This window comes from Micromonospora sp. NBC_00617 (assembly GCF_045161355.1).
GTDB lineage: Bacteria > Actinomycetota > Actinomycetes > Mycobacteriales > Micromonosporaceae > Micromonospora.
On sequence record NZ_CP107751.1, the window covers coordinates 4085218 to 4104601 of the forward strand.

The following is a 19384-nucleotide window of genomic DNA, read 5'->3' on the forward strand; positions in this document are numbered from 1 at the left end:
CGCATCAGCGACGGCGGCGACCGGCACCGCACCGTGACCTGGCAGAGTGGGACGGTGACCGAGACCGAGCCCGCCGCGACGAGGGTGCTGCACCCGCCCGTCGGCTACCGGCTGGCCGCGTCGGTCCGCGGCCTGACCTTCAGCCCGTACGACCCGTGCGCGCGGGTCGCCGCCGGCACGTTCTGGTGGGCTACCCGCACCCCGGACGGGCCGGCCACCCTCGCTCTGCGGCCGGCGGGCGGTGAACTGCTCGCCGAGGGTTACGGGCCGGGCGCCGAGCACGTGGTGGCCCGCGCCGACAAGATCGCCGGGCTGCACGACGACCTGACCGGCTTCGCCGAGTTGGCGGCGGCGCACCCGCTCGTCGCCCGGCTGGCCCGGGAGCACCGGGGGCTGCGCATGCCCACCACCGGGCAGGTGTTCCCCCGGCTGCTGCGCGCGGTCTTCGAGCAGAAGGTCACCAGCAAGGAGGCGTACCGGGCGTACTCGGCGACCGTGCGGCACTTCCGGGAGCCGGCGCCCGGCCCGCTGCAACCGCTGCTGCTGCCGCCCGAGGCCGCCGCGGTGGCCGCCACCCCGTACTGGGTGTTCCACCCGTTCGGCGTGGAGCAGCGCCGGGCCGACACGCTGCGCCGCGCCGCCGCGCTCGCCGATCGGCTGGAGCGCTGCGTGGACTCCACCGAGGCCACCCGCCGGCTGACCGCCATCGCGGGCATCGGCCCGTGGACCGCCGCCGAGGTGGTCCGGATCGCCTACGGTGACCCGGACGCGGTCAGCGTCGGCGACTACCACATCCCGAACACGGTGGCCTGGGCGCTCGCCGGCGAACCGAGGGGTGACGACGCTCGGATGCTGGCCCTGCTGGAGCCGTTCCGGGGGCATCGGGCCCGGGTGTGTCTGCTGCTGGAGGCCGCCGGCATCCAGGCGCCGAAGTACGGCCCGCGCGCCCCGATCCGCTCGTTCGCCCGGTTCTGAAGACCGGCGGCGGCCAGGGTACGGCCGGCGCGTTGGGTCGCCGGTGGACGAGGCGTGCGGCTGTGGTGTGCTGCACGGATGAGCGTCGAGCCCCGCATCGTCCCGGCCGGTGTCGCGGACGCCGGCGAGATCCTCACCGTGCAGCGCGCCGCGTACCTGACCGAGGCGCAGCACTACGCCGACCCGTTCCTGCCGCCGTTGACCGAGCTGGACGAGGTCCGGGCGGTGTTGACCGGCCCGACGACGGAGAAGCCGGTCGTCAGCTCCGCTCAGCTCGGGCCCTGAGTCCGTCGGCTTCCAGCCTGACGTAGCGGCGCAGCAGACCGCCGTACAGCAGGCCGATCAGCCCGGCGAGCGGCCCAGCCTGGTCGATGGCCACCTCGACCCGGGTACGCCCGTCGGGCAGCGGCAGCAACCGGTGCTCGCCGCGGGTGCGCACGCCCGGGCTGTCGGAGACCCAGGTGAATTCCCGCCCCTCGGTCAGCTCGGTGACCCGCCACACCGCCGGCCGCAGTTTCGGCTGGGTCAGCCGGGCGGTCGCGCCGACCGCGAGGGGCCCGGGCTCACCCCGCTCGGCCCGACTCACCGAGGCCGTCCATTCTGGCCACCGCGCCACGTCGACCAGCAGCGCCCAGACCCGCTCGGCGTCCGCGCCGATCTCCGTGTCCGCTTCGAACCGCATCGCGTCCCCTTCCCGGCGGCACCGGCCGGCGCCGCCTCGTTCTGCCGACGACGCTGCCCGGCGGATCGTGACGGCGGCATCCACCGCCCGGTCCGATCATCGATCGGGACGTGGGTTCGCCGGGCGCGCGGGATCAGGCGGCTTCGCGCAGGTCCGCCAGGCTCAACGGGGTACGCCGACGCAGCAGCTCCTCCAGCTCCGCCACCGAACCGACCTCGCCGAGCACGTTGCGGCCACCGCCGAACCGCTGCGGGTAACGGCGGGTCAGCCGGTAGCGGTAGCGGCCCCGGATCAGCTCCACGCTCACCCGCCACCGCCCGCAGCAGTCACAGACCCACTCGGACACCCCGCGAAACTAACTCTGACCTGGGGTTATCTGATTCGCCCAGGCAGGACGAGCGGCGCGCGGACGGACACGCCGCCGCCGTGCCCACGGTGATCTGCCTCACGACTGTCGGCCTCGTCTGATTGACTGGTCGCCGTGGACCTGCCGATCAACCCGCCCGTCGAGCCGATGCTGGCCAAGAGCGTCCCGAAGCTGCCCACCACCGCCGGGGTGACCTACGAGCCCAAGTGGGACGGGTTCCGGTGCATCGTGTTCCGGGACGGCGACGAGGTCGAGCTGGCCAGCCGGGGCGGCAAGTCGATGACCCGCTACTTCCCCGAGGTGGTCGAGCAGGCCCGCCGTCAGCTGCCCGAGCGGTGCGCTGTCGACGGCGAGCTGATCGTGATCCGTCGGGACGGGCCGTCCGGCCAGCCCCGTCTTGATTTCGAACTGCTGGCCCAACGCATCCACCCGGCGGCGTCGCGGGTGAAGCTGCTCGCCGAGACCACTCCCGCCGACTTCGTCGCCTTCGATCTGTTGGCGATCGGTGACGAGGCGCTGCTCGACCAGCCGTACCCGCGCCGCCGGGAGCGTTTGGTCCAGGCGCTGGCCGGGGTGCGCCCGCCGGTGCACGTCACCCAGGTCACCACCGACCCGGAGACCGCGCGCCGTTGGTTCGACGTCTTCGAGGGCGCCGGGCTGGACGGGCTGATCGTCAAGCCGGCCGACCTGCCGTACGAGCCGGGCAAGCGGTTGATGTTCAAGGTCAAGCACGCCCGTACGGCCGACGCGGTGGTGGCGGGCTTCCGCTGGCACAAGTCCGGCCCGGTGGTGGGTTCGCTGCTGCTCGGCCTCTACGACGACGCGGGCGTCCTGCACCACGTCGGGGTGAGCGCCTCGTTCAGCATGGCCCGCCGCGCCGAGTTGCTCGACGAGCTGGCCCCCTACCGGGACGTCGGCGGCGAGCACCCGTGGGTGCACGGCGACCACGAGCGTGGCCAGCGCATTCCGGGTGGGGTGAGCCGGTGGACCGGCACCAAGAACCTGGAGTGGGAGCCGCTGCGCCCGGAGCTGGTGGTCGAGGTGGGTTACGACGCGATGGAGGGCGAGAGGTTCCGGCACACCGCCCAGTTCGTCCGCTGGCGGCCGGACCGCGACCCCCGCTCGTGCCGCTACGACCAGCTCGACCGCCCGATCCGCTTCGACGTGGACCAGGTGCTGCGCGGCGATCCGACCGTCACCCTCGATCGGGCCGCCACCGGTCCGGCGTAGCCTGGCCGTCGACCCGACACCGGAGGATCACGTGAGCCGCACCGCCGACCAGCCTCGGATGGCGACCAGTCGCCAAGTCCGTCGCAGCCTCGTCGCCTTCGCCGTGGCGGCGCTGCTCACCGCCGGCTGCACGCTGCCGGCGTTCGCGCCGCGCACCGACGTGGAGGGTGCGGCCGCGCCGGCCGGCTCGTCGGCGACCTGGCGGGCCTGCCCCGAGGCCGCTGAGGACCTGGTCGGGCGGGGCGCGCCGGACATGCGCTACGAGTGCGCCCGGATCACCGTTCCCCGGGACTGGGGCACCGGCGGCGGGGCGACCGCCGGGCCGGGCGCCGGCGAGACCTTCGAGATCGCTCTGCTGCGGGCCCGGTCCACCAAACAGCGGGACCGGATCGGCTCACTGGTGGTCAACCCCGGCGGCCCGGGCGGCTCCGGTGTGGACACCGCCGTCTACCTCTCCTTCGGCCCCCAGCTCGGTGGGCTGCCCGCCTCGGTCACCGAACGCTTCGACATCGTCGGCTTCGACCCGCGCGGTGTCTCCCGGTCGAGTCCGGTGAAGTGCATCTCCGACGCCGACCTGGACGCCAGCTTCGGCTACGACCCGGATCCGGCGAGCCAGACGTCGTTCGACGGCTTCGCCGGGCTGAGCCAGCGCATCGGGCGCGGCTGCGGGGACCGCTACGGCGACCAGTTGCCCCTGTACGGCAGCGAGCAGGCCGCTCGGGACATGGACGCGGTCCGCGCCGCGGTCGGCGACGACAAGCTCACCTACCTGGGCTACTCCTACGGCACGCTGCTCGGCGCCATCTACGCCCAGCTCTACCCGCAGCGGGTGCGCGCGCTGGTGCTCGACGGCGCCGTCGACCCGCAGCAGCGACTGATCGCCGGCTCGGAGAGCCAGGCCCGCGGCTTCGAACGGGCCTTTGACAACTTCACCCGCTGGTGCGCCGCGAACGCCGCGCGCTGCCCGATCGCCCCGGACGCCCGCGCCGCCGTGACCTCGGCCATCGACAAGGCCAAGGTCTCCCCGGTCCGCGGCGACGACGGGCGGGAGGCCACGGCGGGCTGGGTCTTCTACGCGGTCATCTCCTCGCTCTACACCGAGGCCGGCTGGCAGGAACTGGCCCGGGCCATCGACCGGCTGGCCGAGGGCGACCCGAAGGACGTGTTCCGCCTCGCCGACTCGTACGCCGGCCGGGAGGGCGACGGGCACTACTCGAACCTGTTCGACGCCAACCTCGCCATCAACTGTGCCGACGAGACCGAGAAGCCGAGCCGGGAGCAGATCCGTCAGTTGCAGTCGCAGTGGCGGACGAAGTACCCGCTGTTCGGTCCGGCGCTCGCGGTCGGCATGTTGAGCTGCGTCGAGTGGCCGGGTGGTCGGGATCCGTACCCGACCGGTCGGGCCAACGGCGCCCCGCCGATCGTGGTGGTCGGCACGACCGGCGACCCCGCCACGCCGTACGAGCAGACCGGCCGCCTCGCCTCGATGTTGGGTGTCGGCCGGGTGCTCACCTGGGAGGGCGAGGGGCACACCGCGTACCCGCAGACCTCCTGCATCACCAAGGCCGTCGACGCGTACCTGCTCGACCTGACCGTGCCGCGGGAGGGGCTGCGCTGCCCGGCCAAGTGACCGATGTGCCACGCTGACCGGCATGACCGACGTGATCTTCCGCGAGGCGGTACGGGCCGACCTGCCCGCCGTCATCTCCCTGCTCGCCGACGACGTCCTGGGCAAGACCCGCGACTTCACCGAGGTCGATGAGGCGTACGAGCGTGCGTTCGCCGACATCAGCGCCGATCCGCGCAACCAGTTGATCGTCGCCGAGCAGGACGGCGATCTGGTCGGCTGCCTCCAGATCACCTACATCCCGGGGCTCGGCCGGCACGGCGCCGAGCGATCCCTGATCGAGGCGGTCCGGGTCCGCTCGGACCGGCGCGGCCAGGGGCTCGGCCGGGAGCTGATGACCTGGGCCATCGACCAGGCCCGGCACCGGGGCTGCGCCCTGGTGCAGCTCACCACGGACAAGTCCCGCGCCGACGCGCACCGCTTCTACCTGGGGCTCGGCTTCGTGGCCAGCCACGAGGGCATGAAGCTCCCGCTCTGATGCCGCCGACGGCGTCAGACCGCCGAGTCGTCAGCCCGTCAACGTCGTCAGCCCGTCAACGTCGCCCGCCCGTTGGCCAGCTTCGGCGCGCTGTGGCGCCTCAGGTCCCCAGGGTGCCCCTTCGGCCCTGTCGAGCTGCCCCAGATCCGGGGCACGGAACCACGGCGATGGCGGCGGGAGGCCCCACGCCCACACGCCGACCGCCCAGCACGGGGCGCCCGCACGCCCCGCCCAGCACGGGCCCCGCACGCCCCCGCCCAGCACGGGGCCCTGCACGCCCCCGCCCAGTACGCCTGACACAAGACGCGCACGCCTACCGCGCGGCCCATATCTGGGGCAGCTCGACAGGATGCGAACAGACCACAGCCGGTCGGCTCTGACCGAGCCCGCGCGGCCCGCGCGCCCGCAGCCTGTGGTCGCCAACCGCCGATCACCGACCGCAGACCACGACCACTGAGCACCGACCACCGACCACCGACCACCGACCATGGACCACCGACCATGGACCATGACCACGGCCGAGGGCGGCGGTCAGCCGTCGACCAGGCGGCCGTCGCGCAGGATGAGCACCCGGTCCGCGAGGTCGATCAGGGCCGGGTCGTGCGTGGCCACCAGGGCCGTCATGCCACGGGCGTGCACCACCGCGCGCAGCAGGTCCATGATGGAGCGGCCGGTCTCCGAGTCCAGCTGTCCGGTGGGTTCGTCGGCGATGAGCAGGTCCGGCTCGTTGGCGAGCGCGCGGGCGACCGCCACACGCTGCTGCTGCCCGCCGGACAACTCGTACGGGCGCTGCGCCGCGTGCCCGCCCAGCCCCACCAGCTCCAGCAGCACCGCCACGCGCTGCTCCCGCTCCGCAGCCGGCACCTGCGCCAGTCGCAACGGCACCCCCACGTTCTCGGCGGCGGAGAGGATCGGCACCAGCCCGAAGGTCTGGAAGACGAAGCCGACGGTGCCCCGGCGCAGCCGCAGCAGCTCGGCCTCCGCGGCCGAGGTCACGTCGTGCCCGGCCACCATGACCTGACCGCTGTCCGGCCGGTCCAGTCCGCCGATGATGTTCAGCAACGTGGTCTTGCCGGCGCCGGAGCGACCCCGGATGGCGACCAGCTCACCACGGTTGGCGCTGAACGAGACGTCCCGTACCGCCGGCACGGCGTGCTCACCGCGGCCGAAGGTCCGACTCACGCCGCTGACCCGCACCACCTCGTCGGCAGGCGTTCCGGAGCCACCGCTGAACCCGGCCGTTCCGGCCACCACCATGTCCTGAGGGCTCACGCCCGTGCCTCCCGCTCGTCCGAGGCCCGGTCACCGGGCCGTACCTGCACGTGGTCGGGCTCCAGATCGAGCCGGACCCGTTCTTTCAGCGACAGCGCGTCGACGAACGCGGCCGGCAACTGCATCCGGCCGTTGCGGTCCAGCACCGCGTACTCCTCGCTGACCAGTTCGGTGTTGCCGTCCGCGCCGACGCGCGCGGTCCGGCGTACCTCGGAGGCGGTTCGGCCGTCGCGGATCGCGACGGTCCGGCGGACCTGGGTGGCCACGGCGTGGTCGTGGGTGACGACGACGATGGTCACGCCCAGTTCGGCGTTGATGGTGCGCAGCGCCGCGAAGACCTCCGCGCCGGTGGCCTCGTCCAGTTCACCGGTCGGCTCGTCGGCGAAGAGCACCTCCGGGTCGTTGGCCACCGCCACCGCCACCGCGCACCGCTGCTGCTCGCCGCCGCTGAGCTGGCCCGGCCGGCGGTCCGCGCAGTAGCCCACGCCGACCATGTCGAGCAGTTCCCGGGCCCGTTCCCGGCGGGCCTTGGCGCCGCGCTTGCCGGCCAACTGCATCGGCAACTCGACATTCTCCAGCGCGGTCAGGTACGGCAGCAGGTTGCGGCCGGTCTGCTGCCAGACAAACCCGACCAGCTCACGCCGGTAGCTCAACCGTCGCTTGGCCGACAGCGAGAGCAGATCGTAGTCGGCCACCCGGGCGATGCCGGCGGTCGGCGTGTCCAGACCGGAGAGGATGTTGAGCAGGGTCGACTTGCCCGAGCCGGACGCGCCGACGATCGCCACCAGCTCACCCCGGTCGATGACCAGGTCCAGACCCTGCAGGGCGACGACCTCCACCCCCTCGGTCTTGAAGATGCGCACCAGACCGTCGCAGACGATGTGTCCGCGCAGTCGGTCCTGCCCGCCGGCGCGCTCGGCAGCGCGTTGCGCGGCCCTGTGTTGCAGGGCGGCCAGGTCGGGCACCAGTGACGTCTGTGCGGTAACGGTCATCTCAGCTCTCCTCTCCGAGCCGGAGCACCTCGCCGAGGCGCAGCCGGCGGTTGTTCAGGGCCTCGACGGCGACCGCGAAGCCGAGGGCGACCGCCCCGAGTGCGAACACCGCGACGACCAGGCCGGGTTCGAACGCCACCCGGACCGGCATTCCGCCGGTGAACGCGGACAGGCCGAGCACCGGATTGAGCACCAGCGGGAGCACCGCGCCGACCAGCGCGCCGGTCAGCACCGACACCCCGACCAGCGGGGCCAGCTCGACCAGCAGCAGCCCCCGCCACTGCCGGCGGGACAGGCCGAGGGTGCGCAGCCGGGACAGCACCTGCCCCCGGGCCCGCGCGCCGGCCAGCACGGTGAACGCGATGGCCAGCAGTCCGAGCGCGGTGCCGCCGGCGGCGCCCGCCACGAACCCGAAGGCCAGCACACCGTTCGCGCCACCGTCCCCGAGGTCCCGTCGTACGCCCGCTCGGGTGTCGACGGTGACCCCGAGCGGCCGTTCCCGGCCGGTGACCGCGCCCTGCTGCTGGTAGCGCAGCTGGCCCTGGTCACCGGCCTGCCGTAGCGCCTCCACATCGAGCCGGTCCCCGGCGACCAGCAGGCTGGTCGGCACGGGCGTGGTGTTCCGCGGCGGCAGCGCCTGCCAGGGCAGGATGACGAATCGGCTGGTGCTCGCCGCCAACAGCGGGAAGCTGTCCTGCGCGCCGGCCACCCGGAACTCGTACCGTTGCCCCTGCACCGACACGAACGCCGAGCCCTGCAGGCCCGTGCGCGACAGGTCGGCGGCGACGGCCGGGGACACGATCGCGGGCAGCGGTCCCGGTTCGGCCCGGGCGGAGCGCAACGCGTCCGGCACCGTCACGTCCAGCTCTGAGTCGCCGGTCACCCTGGCCAGTCCGGGTCCGTCGACCAGCAGCACCGTGGTCTGCCCGACCCGGGCGTCGGTGCCGACCTCGTCGCTTGCCAGCCGCTCGCCCGGCTCGATCAGGACCGGGGTGGCGGCCTGGACGCCGGGCAGACCGGCCAGCGCCTCGACCGTGTCCGGGGCGAAACGTTCCCCCCGGATCACCGCGTCGGCGGGAACGATCCGCTCCACGGCCCGGTCACGGCTGGCGTCGACGCCGGCGGCGACGACCGCGCAGAACGCCGCGGTGCCGATCGCCAGCACCACGACGACCAGCGGCGCGGCGACGGCGGATCGCCCGGCCCGCGCGGTGCCGAGGAATGTCACGCTGCCGCGCGTGCGCGCGGCCAGCCGGCTGACCAACCGCAACGGCCAGGGGTACGCGCGCAGCGCGAGCACCGCCGCGGCGACCGCGAGCAGCACCGGCACGGACACCAGCAGCGGGTCCACCTCGCCGAGGGTGAGCCCGCGTCGGCGCAGCAGCACCGCGGCGAGCCCGGCCAGCAGCAGCAGGGAGACCTCGACGGTGAGCCGGCGGGCCGACGGGCGCACCCGGACCAGGTCCCGGCGAGCGACACCGCCGCTTGGCACCGCCAGTGTCGCCAGCGGCAGCGCCAGGGTGACCAGCACGGTCGCCGCCGCGGCGTACGGGGCGGTCGGATCCGGAGCGCCGGGGAACAGGGTGCCGAGCAACCAGCCGACCAGGGCGGCGACCGGCACCACCAGCAGTGACTCGGCCAGACTGCGACGGGCGCCGGCGGTGGCGGCGCCGCCACGGGCCCGGATCAACGCGAACTCCGAGCGACGCCGGCGGGTGGCCAGGGTGGCCGCGAGCACGATCAGACCGGCCAGGGTGGCCAGCACACCGGCGCCGATGACGGCGAGCAGGGTACGGGCGGCGTTCACCTGGGCGGCGAAGGCCCGCAGCGGAACGTCGACGCCGACGGTCAGCGTGAAGCCCGGCGGAACGTTGCGCTGCATCTCCTGCAGGCCGCCGATCATCTGGTCCAGACCGCGTGCGTCGATCCGGTCGATGCCCAGTCGGTACCGCCACTCGGACTGGATCGGCCAGCCCTCCGCGGCCCGCTTGTTCATGGCGGACTGGGCGATCACGCCGGTGATGGTGAACGGCTGGCCGTCGCCGCTCGGTTCGATGACCCGCAGCAGCTGCGGCAGTCCGTCCCACAACCCGTCCGCGGGGTCGATGGGCCGGAACAACCCGGACACCACCACCGGTTTCGGGTTGCCGAAGGTGCCCGCGAGGTCGACGGTGCCGATCCGCAGCCGGCTGCCGGCACGCAGGTTGAGCTTGTGGGCCACGTCGACGTCCAGCGCCACCTCGATCGGCCGGTCCGGGACGTACGTCTCACTGGGCCAGGTGCCCTCGACGAGGGCGCCGGCATCCTGAATCCCGGGCATGGCCCGCAGACCCAGATCGACCAGCAGTTTGCGGGCCGCGAGGTCCGGTCCGACCAGTCGGGTCGGGGGGAGGTCCACCCGGTGCCACCGCTCGGTGACGGCCGAGCGTACCCGGGGCGGCATCGCCGCGACCAGGCCGTCGAACCGTTCCTGCGACTCGGCCATCGCCGTCTTCGTCGTGGGAACGGCGGAGTTCGACGTGTACGAAAGGTCCCGGCGAGCGGCGGGCTCATTGGTGAGCTGCGCCCGCAACCCCTGTTCCGCGAGCCGGTTGACGAGTCGGGGCACTCCGCTGACCAGGAGGGTGACCACCAGGGTCAGCACCGCCAGCAGCAGGAACTGCCCGCCGTACGCCCGGACCCGGCGGGCGGCCGCGCCGACGCTCATCGTTCTCCCCCGATTCGCAGCTGCACCGCCGCCACCCGCTGACGGATGCCGGCGGCGATGAACGCGCTGAAGGCGAGCGCCGCCAGCAGCAGGCCGACCGCGGTCAGGCCGATGGGCACCCAGGGCAGCGCGAAGGCCGCCGGGGGCACCGGCCGGCCGGCGGCCGGGGTGAGGATGACCAGTGGAGCCATGGTGGCCCCGACGGTGGCGCCGAGCAGCAGCCCGACCCCGACGCCGATGCCGGCCAGGAAGGTCTGCTCGGCCAGCAACGCCCGGGCCAGCAGCCGAGGTGTCGCGCCGAGGGTGTGCAGCACCGCGAACTCGCCCACCCGACGCCGGGCGGTGGCCCACACGTCGACCATGAGACCGACCAGGGCGAGCAGCACCGCCCCGAGCGCCGCGGCGAGCATCCCGGTGCGCGAGCCGCGCCAGTACGGGTCGTCGGCGGCGGCCTCGATCACGGCTCGCCGGTCGAGGACGGTGACGCCGGTCAGTTCACCGGTGGCGCGGGCCGCAGCCGCCGGGTCGTCGGCGCCGATCCACCACTCCGGCACCGGCCGGACGGTCCCGCCGGCGCGGATCAGCGCGTCGACCGCCGTGGGCAGGTCGAGCAGCACGCCCTCGCCGGTGGTGGTCGGCACGGAGTCCAGTTCGCCGAGCAGTCGGGCCGGCACGGACGCGCCGGAGAGGGTCAGGTTGAAGGTGTCGCCGGTGCGCAGGCTCAACGCGTCACGTACTCCGGCGGTCATCAGCACCGGAACGGGTGCGATCTGCCCAGCGGGCACGATGGCGAACCGGGTGGGCGGTTGGTAGGCGAACTGCCCGCCGGGGATCACCTCCACCGGGTAGCTCGCGGCGACCCCCGTCGCGGTGGACCGCGCCACGGCGGGCGCCTGGTTGCCGGCCTGGCGGCCGGTCGTGGTGATCCAGTCCCCGGTCAGTTCGGCGGGTCGCGTGGTCCCGTCCGCGCCGACGAGCGTCAGTCCGTCCACCTGGAGCTGGTACGAGTTCCCGGCTGCCGCCCCGCCGTCGGCCTCGAAGCCGGCGAGCCGCAGCCGCGCCGGGCCCATGTCGGGCAACTGCACGGTGAACGGCGCAGCCCGCCCGTCGCTGGTGGCGCTGACCGCCGGCAGCCGGAAGGCGAGCCCGTCGGAGCTGGTGACCAGCAGCGCCACCGCGATCTGCTGTGGCCGGACGGCCTGGCCGACGGGGGTGCGAGCCGTGCCGGTGATCGCACGGGTGCCGACGGGCAGTTCGACGCCGGCGGGGGCGCCACGCGCGGCGACCATCCGTTGGTACTGCGTCGACACCGGCTCGTCGCTGAGCCGGTCGGCGAGCCGGACGACGCCGGCCGCGCTGGCCGGGTCGAACCCGATCACGGTCACGGGCAGGTCCCTGCGGCCGACCCGTATCTCGTCGCGCCACGCCGGCACTGCCCGGTGCACACCCGGCAGCGCGGCGAGCTGACCGGCTCGGGACGGCGGGGCGGCGCCGGCCCGCTCGGTCACCCGCAGGTCGGCGCCGACCGTGTGGCCGGCCTGCTCGACCTGGGACCGCTCGCCTGTGCTGACCAGCGACCAGGCCAGGGTGCTCCCGCCGACGGCGAGGGCGAGCAGCAGCACGGGCCCGGCGTGCGGACGCCGGCCGGCCTGCCACATGCCGAACATGGTGGCCGTCCACGGCCGCCGGTCGACGAACCGTTCGGCGAACCGGGTCAGCGGCGGGAGCACCCGCAGCACCAGCACGGCCCCGGCCAGCACACCGAGGGTCGGGGCGGCCACCAGCAGCGGGTCGAGCCCGAGACGGCCGTTCGAGCCGGCCAGCGGTGAGGCGTACCGGCGCAGTTGCACCCAGGCGAGCACGGCGAGTGCGACCAGCACCAGGTCGACGCTGGCCCGCTGGATGCTCGCCGACCGGTTCGGCCGGGACCGGGCGGCCATGTCGGCCACGTACGTGCCGGCCCCGCGCAGCGTCGGCGCGACCATGGCCACCAGGCATCCGGCGGCGGTCGCCGCGGCAGCCGCCCAGACCAGGGTGGCGTTGCCGCCGGCGACGGACAGTTCCGCCGCCCCGCCGGGCCGGACGAACCGCAGCGCCTCCCCGGCGAGCACCGGCCCGAGCAGGGCGGCCGGCGCCACCACGAGGGTCGCCTCCCGGGCGGCCAGGCCCGCGAGTTGGCTCCGGGCAGCGCCCCGGGCGCGCAGCAGCGCGGTCTGCGGACGGCGGTCCTCGTGCAGCAGGGCGGCGACCAGCACCAGCGCGTACCCGCCGAGCACCAGGATGAGCAGCAGCGGAGTGGCCAGCGCGGAGCGTCCCACCAGGTCGGCGCGGGCGATCCGGTCGAGCAGTTGGTCCATCTTCGTCAGGGACTGCGCCGAGCTGCCCAGTTGGGCGGCCTCCGGCACCGCCGTCGAGGCCGCGTTCACGGCGGTCCGCACCGCGGGCAGGTCACCGGCGTTGACGCCGCCGAGGTCCGGTTCGGCCAGCCAGGACGCCGTCACCGAGCCCGGGAAGGCGGTCGCGAAGTCGGCCGGGTCCAGCGCGAACGGCCCGTACGAGGTGGCCGACCCGACGCTGCCCGCACCCACACCGGGGGCCAGCAGCCAGTACGCCTCGGTCGGGTCGCGGGGCCGCCAGGTGCCGGCGAGCACCACCTCACTGGCCTTCTCGGTGGAGCGGTCCCGCAGCGGGATCCGCTCGCCGGTGGTGAGGCCGAGTGTCGTGGCGACCCGTTCCGGCAGGCTCACCTGGACGGGTTTCGCTCCGGGACGCGGCCACGCTCCGCTGGCCAGCTCGGCGTGCGCGGCCAGGTCGTCGAGGGTGGCCAGGTTCGCGAAGATCGGCTCGTCGCCCGTGCGCGGCACCGAGCCGAGGTCGCCGGTCAGCTCCCGGCCGGTGCCGTACCGGGCCCCGGCGACGGTGACCGGGACCCCGGCGAGCCCGTCGGCGAACTGGGCCCGTGCCGCCTGGTCGCGGGTGGCGAACTCGGCGGCGTCACGGCCGCCGGCGCCGCTGATGAGCAGGCCGCGTTCCTCGGCCGGCGACGCGGCGACCAGTGCTCGCTGCCCGGCGTCCACCGCCCGGCGGTTGTAGTCGGACAGACCGGTGACCAACGCTACGGCCACCAGGGCGGCGATCACCGCGGCAACCAGCAGACCCCGCGCCTCGCGGGCCCGCCTCCACACCAGCTTCATCCGACGCCTCCCCTGGCCCTGGCGGGCCGACGACCTTCAAGACCGGTCACCTACGGGGAAAGGTTCGCGCCCGTTACATGATCGTTATTACGAGTACGACCGGCGTGGTCACGTTCCGCGGCGGACCGTCCGTACCGCGAACACCACCGCTCCAACGACGAGCAGGGCACCGATGAGCTGGAGGCCCGGCGAGTCGTCGGCTCCTGCGTACACGAGGGCGGCGATGACGTAGCTCATGGGGTTTCCTCCTCGACCCACTCGAGCAGGTCTCCGGGCTGACAGTCGAGCACTCGGCACATCGCTTCCAGGGTGCTGAAGCGGACGGCCTTGGCGCGGCCGTTCTTCAGGACCGCCACGTTCGCCGGGCTGAGCCCGACGCGCTCGGCGAACTCGCCGACGCTCATCTTGCGCTTGGCCAACTCGACGTCGATGCGGACGATGATGGGCATCAGATCACCGTTTCCGTGTCGGTCCGCAGCGTGGTGGCCTGCCGCACAGCGCGCGCATCACGACCATGAGGAGCCCGAGCACCGTGACGCCCATCGTCAACAGGAACCGCAGGATCGGGCCGCCCGGGTCGTCCGCGTTGAAGCCGACGTAGAGGAAGACGCCCACCAGCACCACCCACCCCGCGCCGATGGCCCACACGATCAGGTCGACCCCCTTCAGGGACGCCTCGTGCGGGTGGAGCCCGCATACTCGGACCGTGACCAACCAGAGCGACGCCCTCCCCGTGCTGAGCATCGACGGCGCCTCGTTCGTCGACTTCGCCGGCTTCGTACGCGAGTTCTCGCGGCTGCTGCCGCACGCCACGTGGAACGGAAACCTCGACGCCTTCAACGACATCCTGCACGGAGGCTTCGGCACCCCGGAGACACCGTGGGTGCTCAGGTGGCTCAACTCCGACACGTCGCGGGCGGCACTCGGTCATGACGCGACGGTCCGTTGGCTGGAGCAGATCCTGCGCACCTGCCACCCGTCGAACCGGGCCGACATCGAGGCCAGGCTCCGCAACGCGCGACGCGGCCAGGGGCAGACGCTGTTCGACATGATCGTCGAAATCATCCGCGACCACGGCCCACGCGGCGAGGATTCCGAGAACGGCATCCTCCTCGAACTACTCTGAACCGTGGCGGACGAACCGAACTCCTGAGCCGTCGGCGCCGAACCCGAGCGGGTGGACACCCACGCCGCCGGTTGCGACCACCCCACCTCGCAGCACCCCACCTCGCAGCGCGCCGCAACGGCCCGGTCGGAAATCACGTCCGGGAATCGCTGGCGAGAACGAGCCCGAGTGCCGATCGCCTACGTTCGCCGGTGGTAGTGGTTGCGGCGCGGCAGTTGCTCCGGGTCGAGCCAGGCCGGCGGCACGAACTCCGGGTGGCCGTCGCCGCCGAGGCGGACGACCCAGTCGCCCTGGTGGACGTGTCGGTGGTGGTGGCCGCAGAGCAGGACGGCATTGTCGAGGCTGGTCGGGCCACCGTCGACCCAGTGGCGGATGTGGTGGGCAGCGCACCAGCGCGGCGGCCGGTCGCAGCCCGGGAACGCGCAGCCGCCGTCCCGGAGGACCAGAGCTCGACGCAGCGGACCAGAGATGAGACGGCGCTGTCGGCCCACATCGAGAACCTGGCCGGCACCGCCCAGCACGGCAGGCAGGATGCCGGCATCGCAGGCGAGCCGACGCACTGAGTCGGGGGTGAGGTGCGGGCCGATGTCGAGGGCACCGGCATCCAGTTGCCGCGTCAGGCCGTCGTAACTGGTGGTGACGACGACCTGGGCGGGATCGCCGCCGTGCTCGGGCAGCTCACCGGTACGCAGGGCGAGCCGGCACACGTCGGCGAGGGCATCGTGGCGGCGCTGCCCGGGGCTTCGGCTGTCGTCGGGCCCGGAGGGCGCGGTGAGCGGATCGATGGCGGCGCGCAGCAGCGCGGCGGCCTCCGCGTCGAGCGTGCCGGCGACCCGCAGTCGACCGCCGGTCTGCTCGGAGATGGTGACGTGCCGGTCGCGGGCGGCTCGCGCGTCCTCGGCCTTCAAGGCCGCCGCGGCGGCAGCATCGGCGAGGTCTGGGGCGACGTGGTCGAGGATCCGAGTGCCCATCTTGCGCAGCAGGGTGGGATCGAACTGCTCGGCCCACTCCACCAGCACGCCGACGGCCTTGTCGGCGACCTCGGCACCCGCTGAGGCCGACACGGTGGCGGCCGCGTCGACGATGACCCGGGCCTGTTCGACGCTGACCGCACCATCCGCCAGGGCTGCCCGCACGCCGGGCGGTGCCACGTCGAGCGAGGCAGCGAGCCCGACCAGCCGACGGGCGGCGGCGACGTCAAGGCGCAGGCGGTGACGCAGCCACACCGCCGTCGAGGACGCACCCTGCGCGACCGCGGTGCCCCGGCCGTCCAACTCGCGCACCGCCGCCACCTGCACCGCGGCCAGACGCTGTTGCAGCCGGTGAGTGGCATCGATCGTCGCGATCAGGTCATGCTCGGACAGGGCCCAGGCGGCAGTGTCGGCGCAGGTCGCCACCGCACTCTCCACCCGCGCCAACTCATCGATCACAGGCGAATTTTAGAACGGGTGTACGACACTTTCGGCCGTCCGAACATCGACGGACCGCACCCGGTATTGCGAGGTCAGGCGCCGCCATCTGCCAACTCCGGGCGGTGCTGCCTGATCCACGCCGCAACGTCCGACCTCCGCCAGACCTTGCCCTGCACCAAGTCTGCGACCGGCTCCGGGAAGTTGCGGTGGCTGTTGATCACGTAAACCCGCTGCTTGCCGGGCGGATCGGGTGGCGCTGTCGATCTACATGGCCAGCCAGTTGTTCGACGCCGCGGCCGACCTGTGCCGACTCAACCCCGATCCGGCGCCCGACCCGGCGGAGCTGTTCGCCAGGTTCCTGGCGTGGACCGCCCGACCGCCGACGTGAGCGGGCCGGGCGCCGACGTGAGCGGGCCGGGTCAGGCGCTCTCGCGCTTGGCGCGGCTGGGCTGCACGCGCTTGGGTTCGCCGGGCATCTTCGGGTGGTCCGGCGGGTAGGGCAGGTCGCCCTGGCCGGCCGCGGCGTCGCGCTCGGCCCACTCCAGCAGCGGCGTGATGTCCCACGGGGCGTCGTCGATGCCGGCGTGCGGGTCGCCCTGCTTGGCGAGCCGGGTCGGGACGCTGCGCAGGTCGAAGTCGTCCGGCTCGACGTCGGGCAGCTCGTCCCAGGTGACCGGGGTGGAGACGGTGGCCCGGGCGTTGGCCCGCAACGAGTACGCGCAGGCGATCGTCCGGTCCCGGGCCATCTGGTTGTAGTCGACGAAGACCCGGGTGCCGCGCTCCTCCTTCCACCAGGCGGTGGTCACCAGGTCGGGGTTGCGGCGCTCCACCTCCCGGGCCAGCGCGATCGTGGCGCGACGCACCTCGGTGAACGTCCAGCGGGGCTGGATGCGCAGGTAGACGTGCACGCCGCGGCCCCCGGAGGTCTTCGGCCAGCCGGTCGCGCCCAGCTCGTCGAGGAGCGCGCGGACCTCGCCGGCGGCCCGCGCCGCGTCGGCGAAGTCGGTGCCGGGCTGCGGGTCGAGGTCGATGCGCAGCTCGTCGGGGCGGTCCACGTCGGCGGCGCGCACCGGCCACGGGTGAAAGACGATCGTGCCCATCTGTGCCGCCCAGGCCACGTGCGCCAGATCGGCCGGGCAGAGTTCGGCCGCGCTGCGACCGCTGGGGAAGGTGATCTGGGCGGTGGTCACCCAGGGCGGCACGCCCCGGGTGGGCACCCGCTTCTGAAAGAACGCCGCACCCTCGACGCCCTCGGGGAAGCGTTGCAGCGTGGTGGGCCGGTCCCGCAGGGCGCGCATGATCCCGTCGCCGACCGCCAGGTAGTAGTGGAAGACGTCCGCCTTGGTGAACCCCCGCTGCGGGAAGATCACGCGGTCCGGACTGCTCAGCCGTACGCTGCGCCCGGCCACCTCGACCTCGGCGGCCGCTGCCTTGGTGCCACCCATCCCGCGACCTTATGCCACGCCCCCGACGTTCGACGTACCGTTGACAGGTGAGTCTTGACGACAACAACCTGCCCAAGACCGAGGACGAGTGGCGTGTCCGCCTGAGCCCCGAGGAGTTCCACGTCCTGCGGGAGGCCGGCACCGAACGCCCGTGGACCGGCGAGTACGTGGACACCAAGACCCAGGGGGTCTACCACTGTCGCGCCTGCGGTCTCGAACTCTTCTCCAGCGACACGAAGTTCGACTCGCACTGCGGGTGGCCGAGCTTCGACGACGCCATCCCGGGCCGGGTCAAGGAGATCGAGGACCGCAGCCTCGGCATGGCCCGTACGGAGATCCGCTGCGCCCGTTGCGACAGCCACCTCGGGCACGTGTTCCACGGCGAGGGTTTCACCCCGAAGGACACCCGGCACTGCGTCAACTCGATCTCGGTCCGGCTGGAACCGCGCTGACGGGCACGCTCAGGGCGTACCCCTGAGCAGCTCGACCTCGGCGCTGCGGGACTGGTCGATCCGCCGGGCCAGGTCGCGGACCCGCTCGTTGCGGCCGACGTCGACCTGGGCCCGGGCCAGGCCGGCGGCGGCCCGCTGGTGGTCGGCGAGGACCTCGCGCAGCACCCGGTCGACGTCGGCGTCCGACGCGGCCCGCAGCCGGTCGAGCGCGGTGTCGTCGCCGTGCCCGGCGTGGTCGTGCCCGGCCGTGCTCATGCCCGGCCCGGTCGTGGGCAGCCAACCGCGCATGGCCGACAGCTCGTCGGCCTCGGTCGCCTCGATGGCGGCGGCCAGGGTGCGCAGCGCGTCGTCGCGCAGCCGGTCCCGGACGAGCCGGACGATCTGCAACGTGCGTTCGCTGTGCCCGACCATCGTGCTCAGGAACACCACGTCGATGCCGCTCATCTCGGCTCCGGCCGGCGGCGCTCCGGCCGCCGCGGGCCCGGCCGTGGCCGACGCGGCCGGGGACGCGGGAGCTGGCGGGCGCTCCGTCGGCCCGGCGCAGGCGGTGAGCAGCGACGCGACGACCAGGCATGTCAGCAGGGTTGCGCGGGGCATGCCGAGGGCTCCGATCATCCGGGGACGGCGACACGGGTGCGGCCGGGGCCGCACCCGTGCGGGTCAGACCTGTTGCCAGAGGGCCGGTACGTTCGGCGGCTCCCAGCCGGGGATCGCCGTGTGGGCCTGCCGGCAGCGGTACGTCAGGCCGCCGTAGGTGACCTGGTCGCCGACCTGGTACGCCCGGTTGGCGGTCCAGGTGCCACCCGTCGCGGGCGGGGTCGTCGGCGCCGTGGTCGGGCTGGTGGTGGGCCGCGGCGTGGGTGAGGTGGTCGGCGTCGGCGTGGGGGTGGGCGTCGACCCGCCGCCGCCGATCTGCACGTCGATGCAGGAGTAGAACGCGTTCGCGGTGTCGGCGATGTTCCACACCGCGAGGATCTTCTGCCGGCCGGAGAAGTTGCCCAGGTTGACGGTGTGCGAGACCGTCGCGCCCGGCTGCTGCCCGTTGCCGTTGACCACGCCGACGCGGGTGTTGCCGATCCAGTACTCCCAGTTGCTGGTGGCGTGCCGGGCGGTGTTGACCCAGGTGAAGGTCAGCGAGCTGCCGACCGACGTGGCCGGCCAGCCCCGACTGTCGTCGTTGAGGACGGCGAACTGGGCGATGCCGGCGTTGCAGCTCTTGAGGCCCTTGGGCCCTTCGACGCTCTGCGGCTCGTACTTGATCTGCCCGCAGTCGGGCACCCGGCCCTGCGCGCAGAGCGCCTGCCGGCTCGGTGGGGCGGAGACGTAGCCGTGCGCCTGGGCGGGCGCGGCGACGGTGAGGGTGGCGGCGACAGCGCCCGCCGCCACCAGCGGGACGGTGATTCTTCGACGCATGGGGGCAGCTCC

Annotated in this window: 20 protein-coding genes and 1 pseudogene; 8 read left to right on the plus strand and 13 right to left on the minus strand. The window is 73.6% G+C overall.

All coding sequences use genetic code 11. The features are described 5' to 3' along the window. Positions 1–54 precede the first annotated feature (54 nt). Entirely contained in the window at positions 55–975 is a 921-nt protein-coding gene (locus OG505_RS18675) for a DNA-3-methyladenine glycosylase family protein (RefSeq protein WP_405426093.1), read from the plus strand. Positions 976–1053: 78 nt separating this feature from the next. Further along, positions 1054–1254: pseudogene (locus tag OG505_RS18680) on the plus strand (GNAT family N-acetyltransferase); the annotation flags it as partial. On the opposite strand, the gene OG505_RS18685 reads toward OG505_RS18680, so the two are convergent. Next, complete coding sequence (locus OG505_RS18685) at positions 1235–1657, minus strand: SRPBCC family protein (protein WP_405426095.1); 423 nt, start codon at positions 1655–1657, stop codon at positions 1235–1237. The pseudogene OG505_RS18680 and the gene OG505_RS18685 overlap by 20 nt on opposite strands. Positions 1658–1790: 133 nt before the next feature. Continuing rightward, positions 1791–2003 carry a hypothetical protein gene (locus OG505_RS18690; RefSeq protein WP_039905709.1) on the minus strand — a complete coding sequence of 71 codons (213 nt, stop codon included), beginning with the start codon at positions 2001–2003 and terminating at the stop codon, positions 1791–1793. A gap of 135 nt (positions 2004–2138) precedes the next feature. Between OG505_RS18690 and OG505_RS18695 the strand changes: the two genes are divergently transcribed. From OG505_RS18695 to OG505_RS18705, 3 genes are read left to right on the plus strand one after another with little or no spacing between them, the layout of a single operon-like run. Further along, on the plus strand, positions 2139–3254 hold the full coding sequence (locus OG505_RS18695) for an ATP-dependent DNA ligase (protein ID WP_405426097.1): 1116 nt from the start codon (positions 2139–2141) through the stop codon (positions 3252–3254). 58 nt (positions 3255–3312) lie between these two features. Further along, complete coding sequence (locus OG505_RS18700) at positions 3313–4884, plus strand: alpha/beta hydrolase (RefSeq protein WP_405434576.1); 1572 nt, start codon at positions 3313–3315, stop codon at positions 4882–4884. 22 nt (positions 4885–4906) lie between these two features. Then, complete coding sequence (locus OG505_RS18705; protein WP_405426099.1) at positions 4907–5359, plus strand: GNAT family N-acetyltransferase; 453 nt, start codon at positions 4907–4909, stop codon at positions 5357–5359. A gap of 531 nt (positions 5360–5890) precedes the next feature. Here the strand turns inward: OG505_RS18705 and OG505_RS18710 are convergent. The 7 genes from OG505_RS18710 to OG505_RS18740 all read right to left on the minus strand — a co-directional run bounded on the left by OG505_RS18710 (position 5891) and on the right by OG505_RS18740 (position 14238). Next, the gene (locus OG505_RS18710; protein ID WP_405434577.1) at positions 5891–6616 is read right to left on the minus strand and encodes an ABC transporter ATP-binding protein; all 726 of its coding nucleotides are present in this window, start codon (positions 6614–6616) and stop codon (positions 5891–5893) included. A gap of 11 nt (positions 6617–6627) precedes the next feature. Then, positions 6628–7623 carry an ABC transporter ATP-binding protein gene (locus OG505_RS18715; protein WP_405426101.1) on the minus strand — a complete coding sequence of 332 codons (996 nt, stop codon included), beginning with the start codon at positions 7621–7623 and terminating at the stop codon, positions 6628–6630. Between the two features lies 1 nt (position 7624). Continuing rightward, positions 7625–10330 (minus strand): FtsX-like permease family protein, encoded by a 2706-nt coding sequence (locus OG505_RS18720; RefSeq protein ID WP_405426103.1) that lies wholly within the window; start codon positions 10328–10330, stop codon positions 7625–7627. Next, the gene (locus OG505_RS18725) at positions 10327–13524 is read right to left on the minus strand and encodes an FtsX-like permease family protein (RefSeq protein ID WP_405426106.1); all 3198 of its coding nucleotides are present in this window, start codon (positions 13522–13524) and stop codon (positions 10327–10329) included. Before OG505_RS18725 ends, OG505_RS18720 begins: the two co-directional genes overlap by 4 nt. 108 nt (positions 13525–13632) lie before the next feature. After that, positions 13633–13761, minus strand: coding sequence for a hypothetical protein (locus OG505_RS18730; RefSeq protein ID WP_405426107.1), 129 nt, complete (start codon positions 13759–13761; stop codon positions 13633–13635). After that, the gene (locus OG505_RS18735) at positions 13758–13973 is read right to left on the minus strand and encodes a helix-turn-helix domain-containing protein (protein ID WP_405426109.1); all 216 of its coding nucleotides are present in this window, start codon (positions 13971–13973) and stop codon (positions 13758–13760) included. Before OG505_RS18735 ends, OG505_RS18730 begins: the two co-directional genes overlap by 4 nt. A gap of 4 nt (positions 13974–13977) precedes the next feature. Next, complete coding sequence (locus OG505_RS18740) at positions 13978–14238, minus strand: DUF2975 domain-containing protein (protein ID WP_405426111.1); 261 nt, start codon at positions 14236–14238, stop codon at positions 13978–13980. Between OG505_RS18740 and OG505_RS18745 the strand changes: the two genes are divergently transcribed. Next, positions 14231–14650 (plus strand): barstar family protein, encoded by a 420-nt coding sequence (locus OG505_RS18745; protein ID WP_405426113.1) that lies wholly within the window; start codon positions 14231–14233, stop codon positions 14648–14650. The two genes, OG505_RS18740 and OG505_RS18745, sit on opposite strands and share 8 nt — an antisense overlap. Positions 14651–14829: 179 nt before the next feature. Here the strand turns inward: OG505_RS18745 and OG505_RS18750 are convergent, their stop codons facing one another. Beyond that, entirely contained in the window at positions 14830–16080 is a 1251-nt protein-coding gene (locus tag OG505_RS18750; protein WP_405426115.1) for a DUF222 domain-containing protein, read from the minus strand. A gap of 232 nt (positions 16081–16312) precedes the next feature. Here OG505_RS18750 and OG505_RS18755 point away from each other — a divergent pair, with 232 nt between their 5' ends. After that, the gene (locus tag OG505_RS18755) at positions 16313–16450 is read left to right on the plus strand and encodes a hypothetical protein (protein WP_405426117.1); all 138 of its coding nucleotides are present in this window, start codon (positions 16313–16315) and stop codon (positions 16448–16450) included. Between the two features lie 31 nt (positions 16451–16481). Here OG505_RS18755 and ligD read toward each other — a convergent pair whose 3' ends face one another. Beyond that, on the minus strand, positions 16482–17507 hold the full coding sequence (gene ligD, locus OG505_RS18760; protein ID WP_405426119.1) for a non-homologous end-joining DNA ligase: 1026 nt from the start codon (positions 17505–17507) through the stop codon (positions 16482–16484). 47 nt (positions 17508–17554) lie between these two features. On the opposite strand from ligD, the gene msrB reads away from it, so the two are divergent. Next, a complete protein-coding gene (msrB, locus tag OG505_RS18765) occupies positions 17555–17959 on the plus strand; it encodes a peptide-methionine (R)-S-oxide reductase MsrB (RefSeq protein ID WP_139582112.1) in 405 nt (134 codons plus the stop codon). Positions 17960–17968: 9 nt separating this feature from the next. Here msrB and OG505_RS18770 read toward each other — a convergent pair whose 3' ends face one another. Further along, the gene (locus OG505_RS18770; RefSeq protein WP_405426121.1) at positions 17969–18556 is read right to left on the minus strand and encodes a DUF305 domain-containing protein; all 588 of its coding nucleotides are present in this window, start codon (positions 18554–18556) and stop codon (positions 17969–17971) included. 63 nt (positions 18557–18619) lie between these two features. Continuing rightward, positions 18620–19372 (minus strand): lytic polysaccharide monooxygenase, encoded by a 753-nt coding sequence (locus tag OG505_RS18775; RefSeq protein ID WP_405426123.1) that lies wholly within the window; start codon positions 19370–19372, stop codon positions 18620–18622. Between the last annotated feature and the right edge of the window lie 12 nt (positions 19373–19384).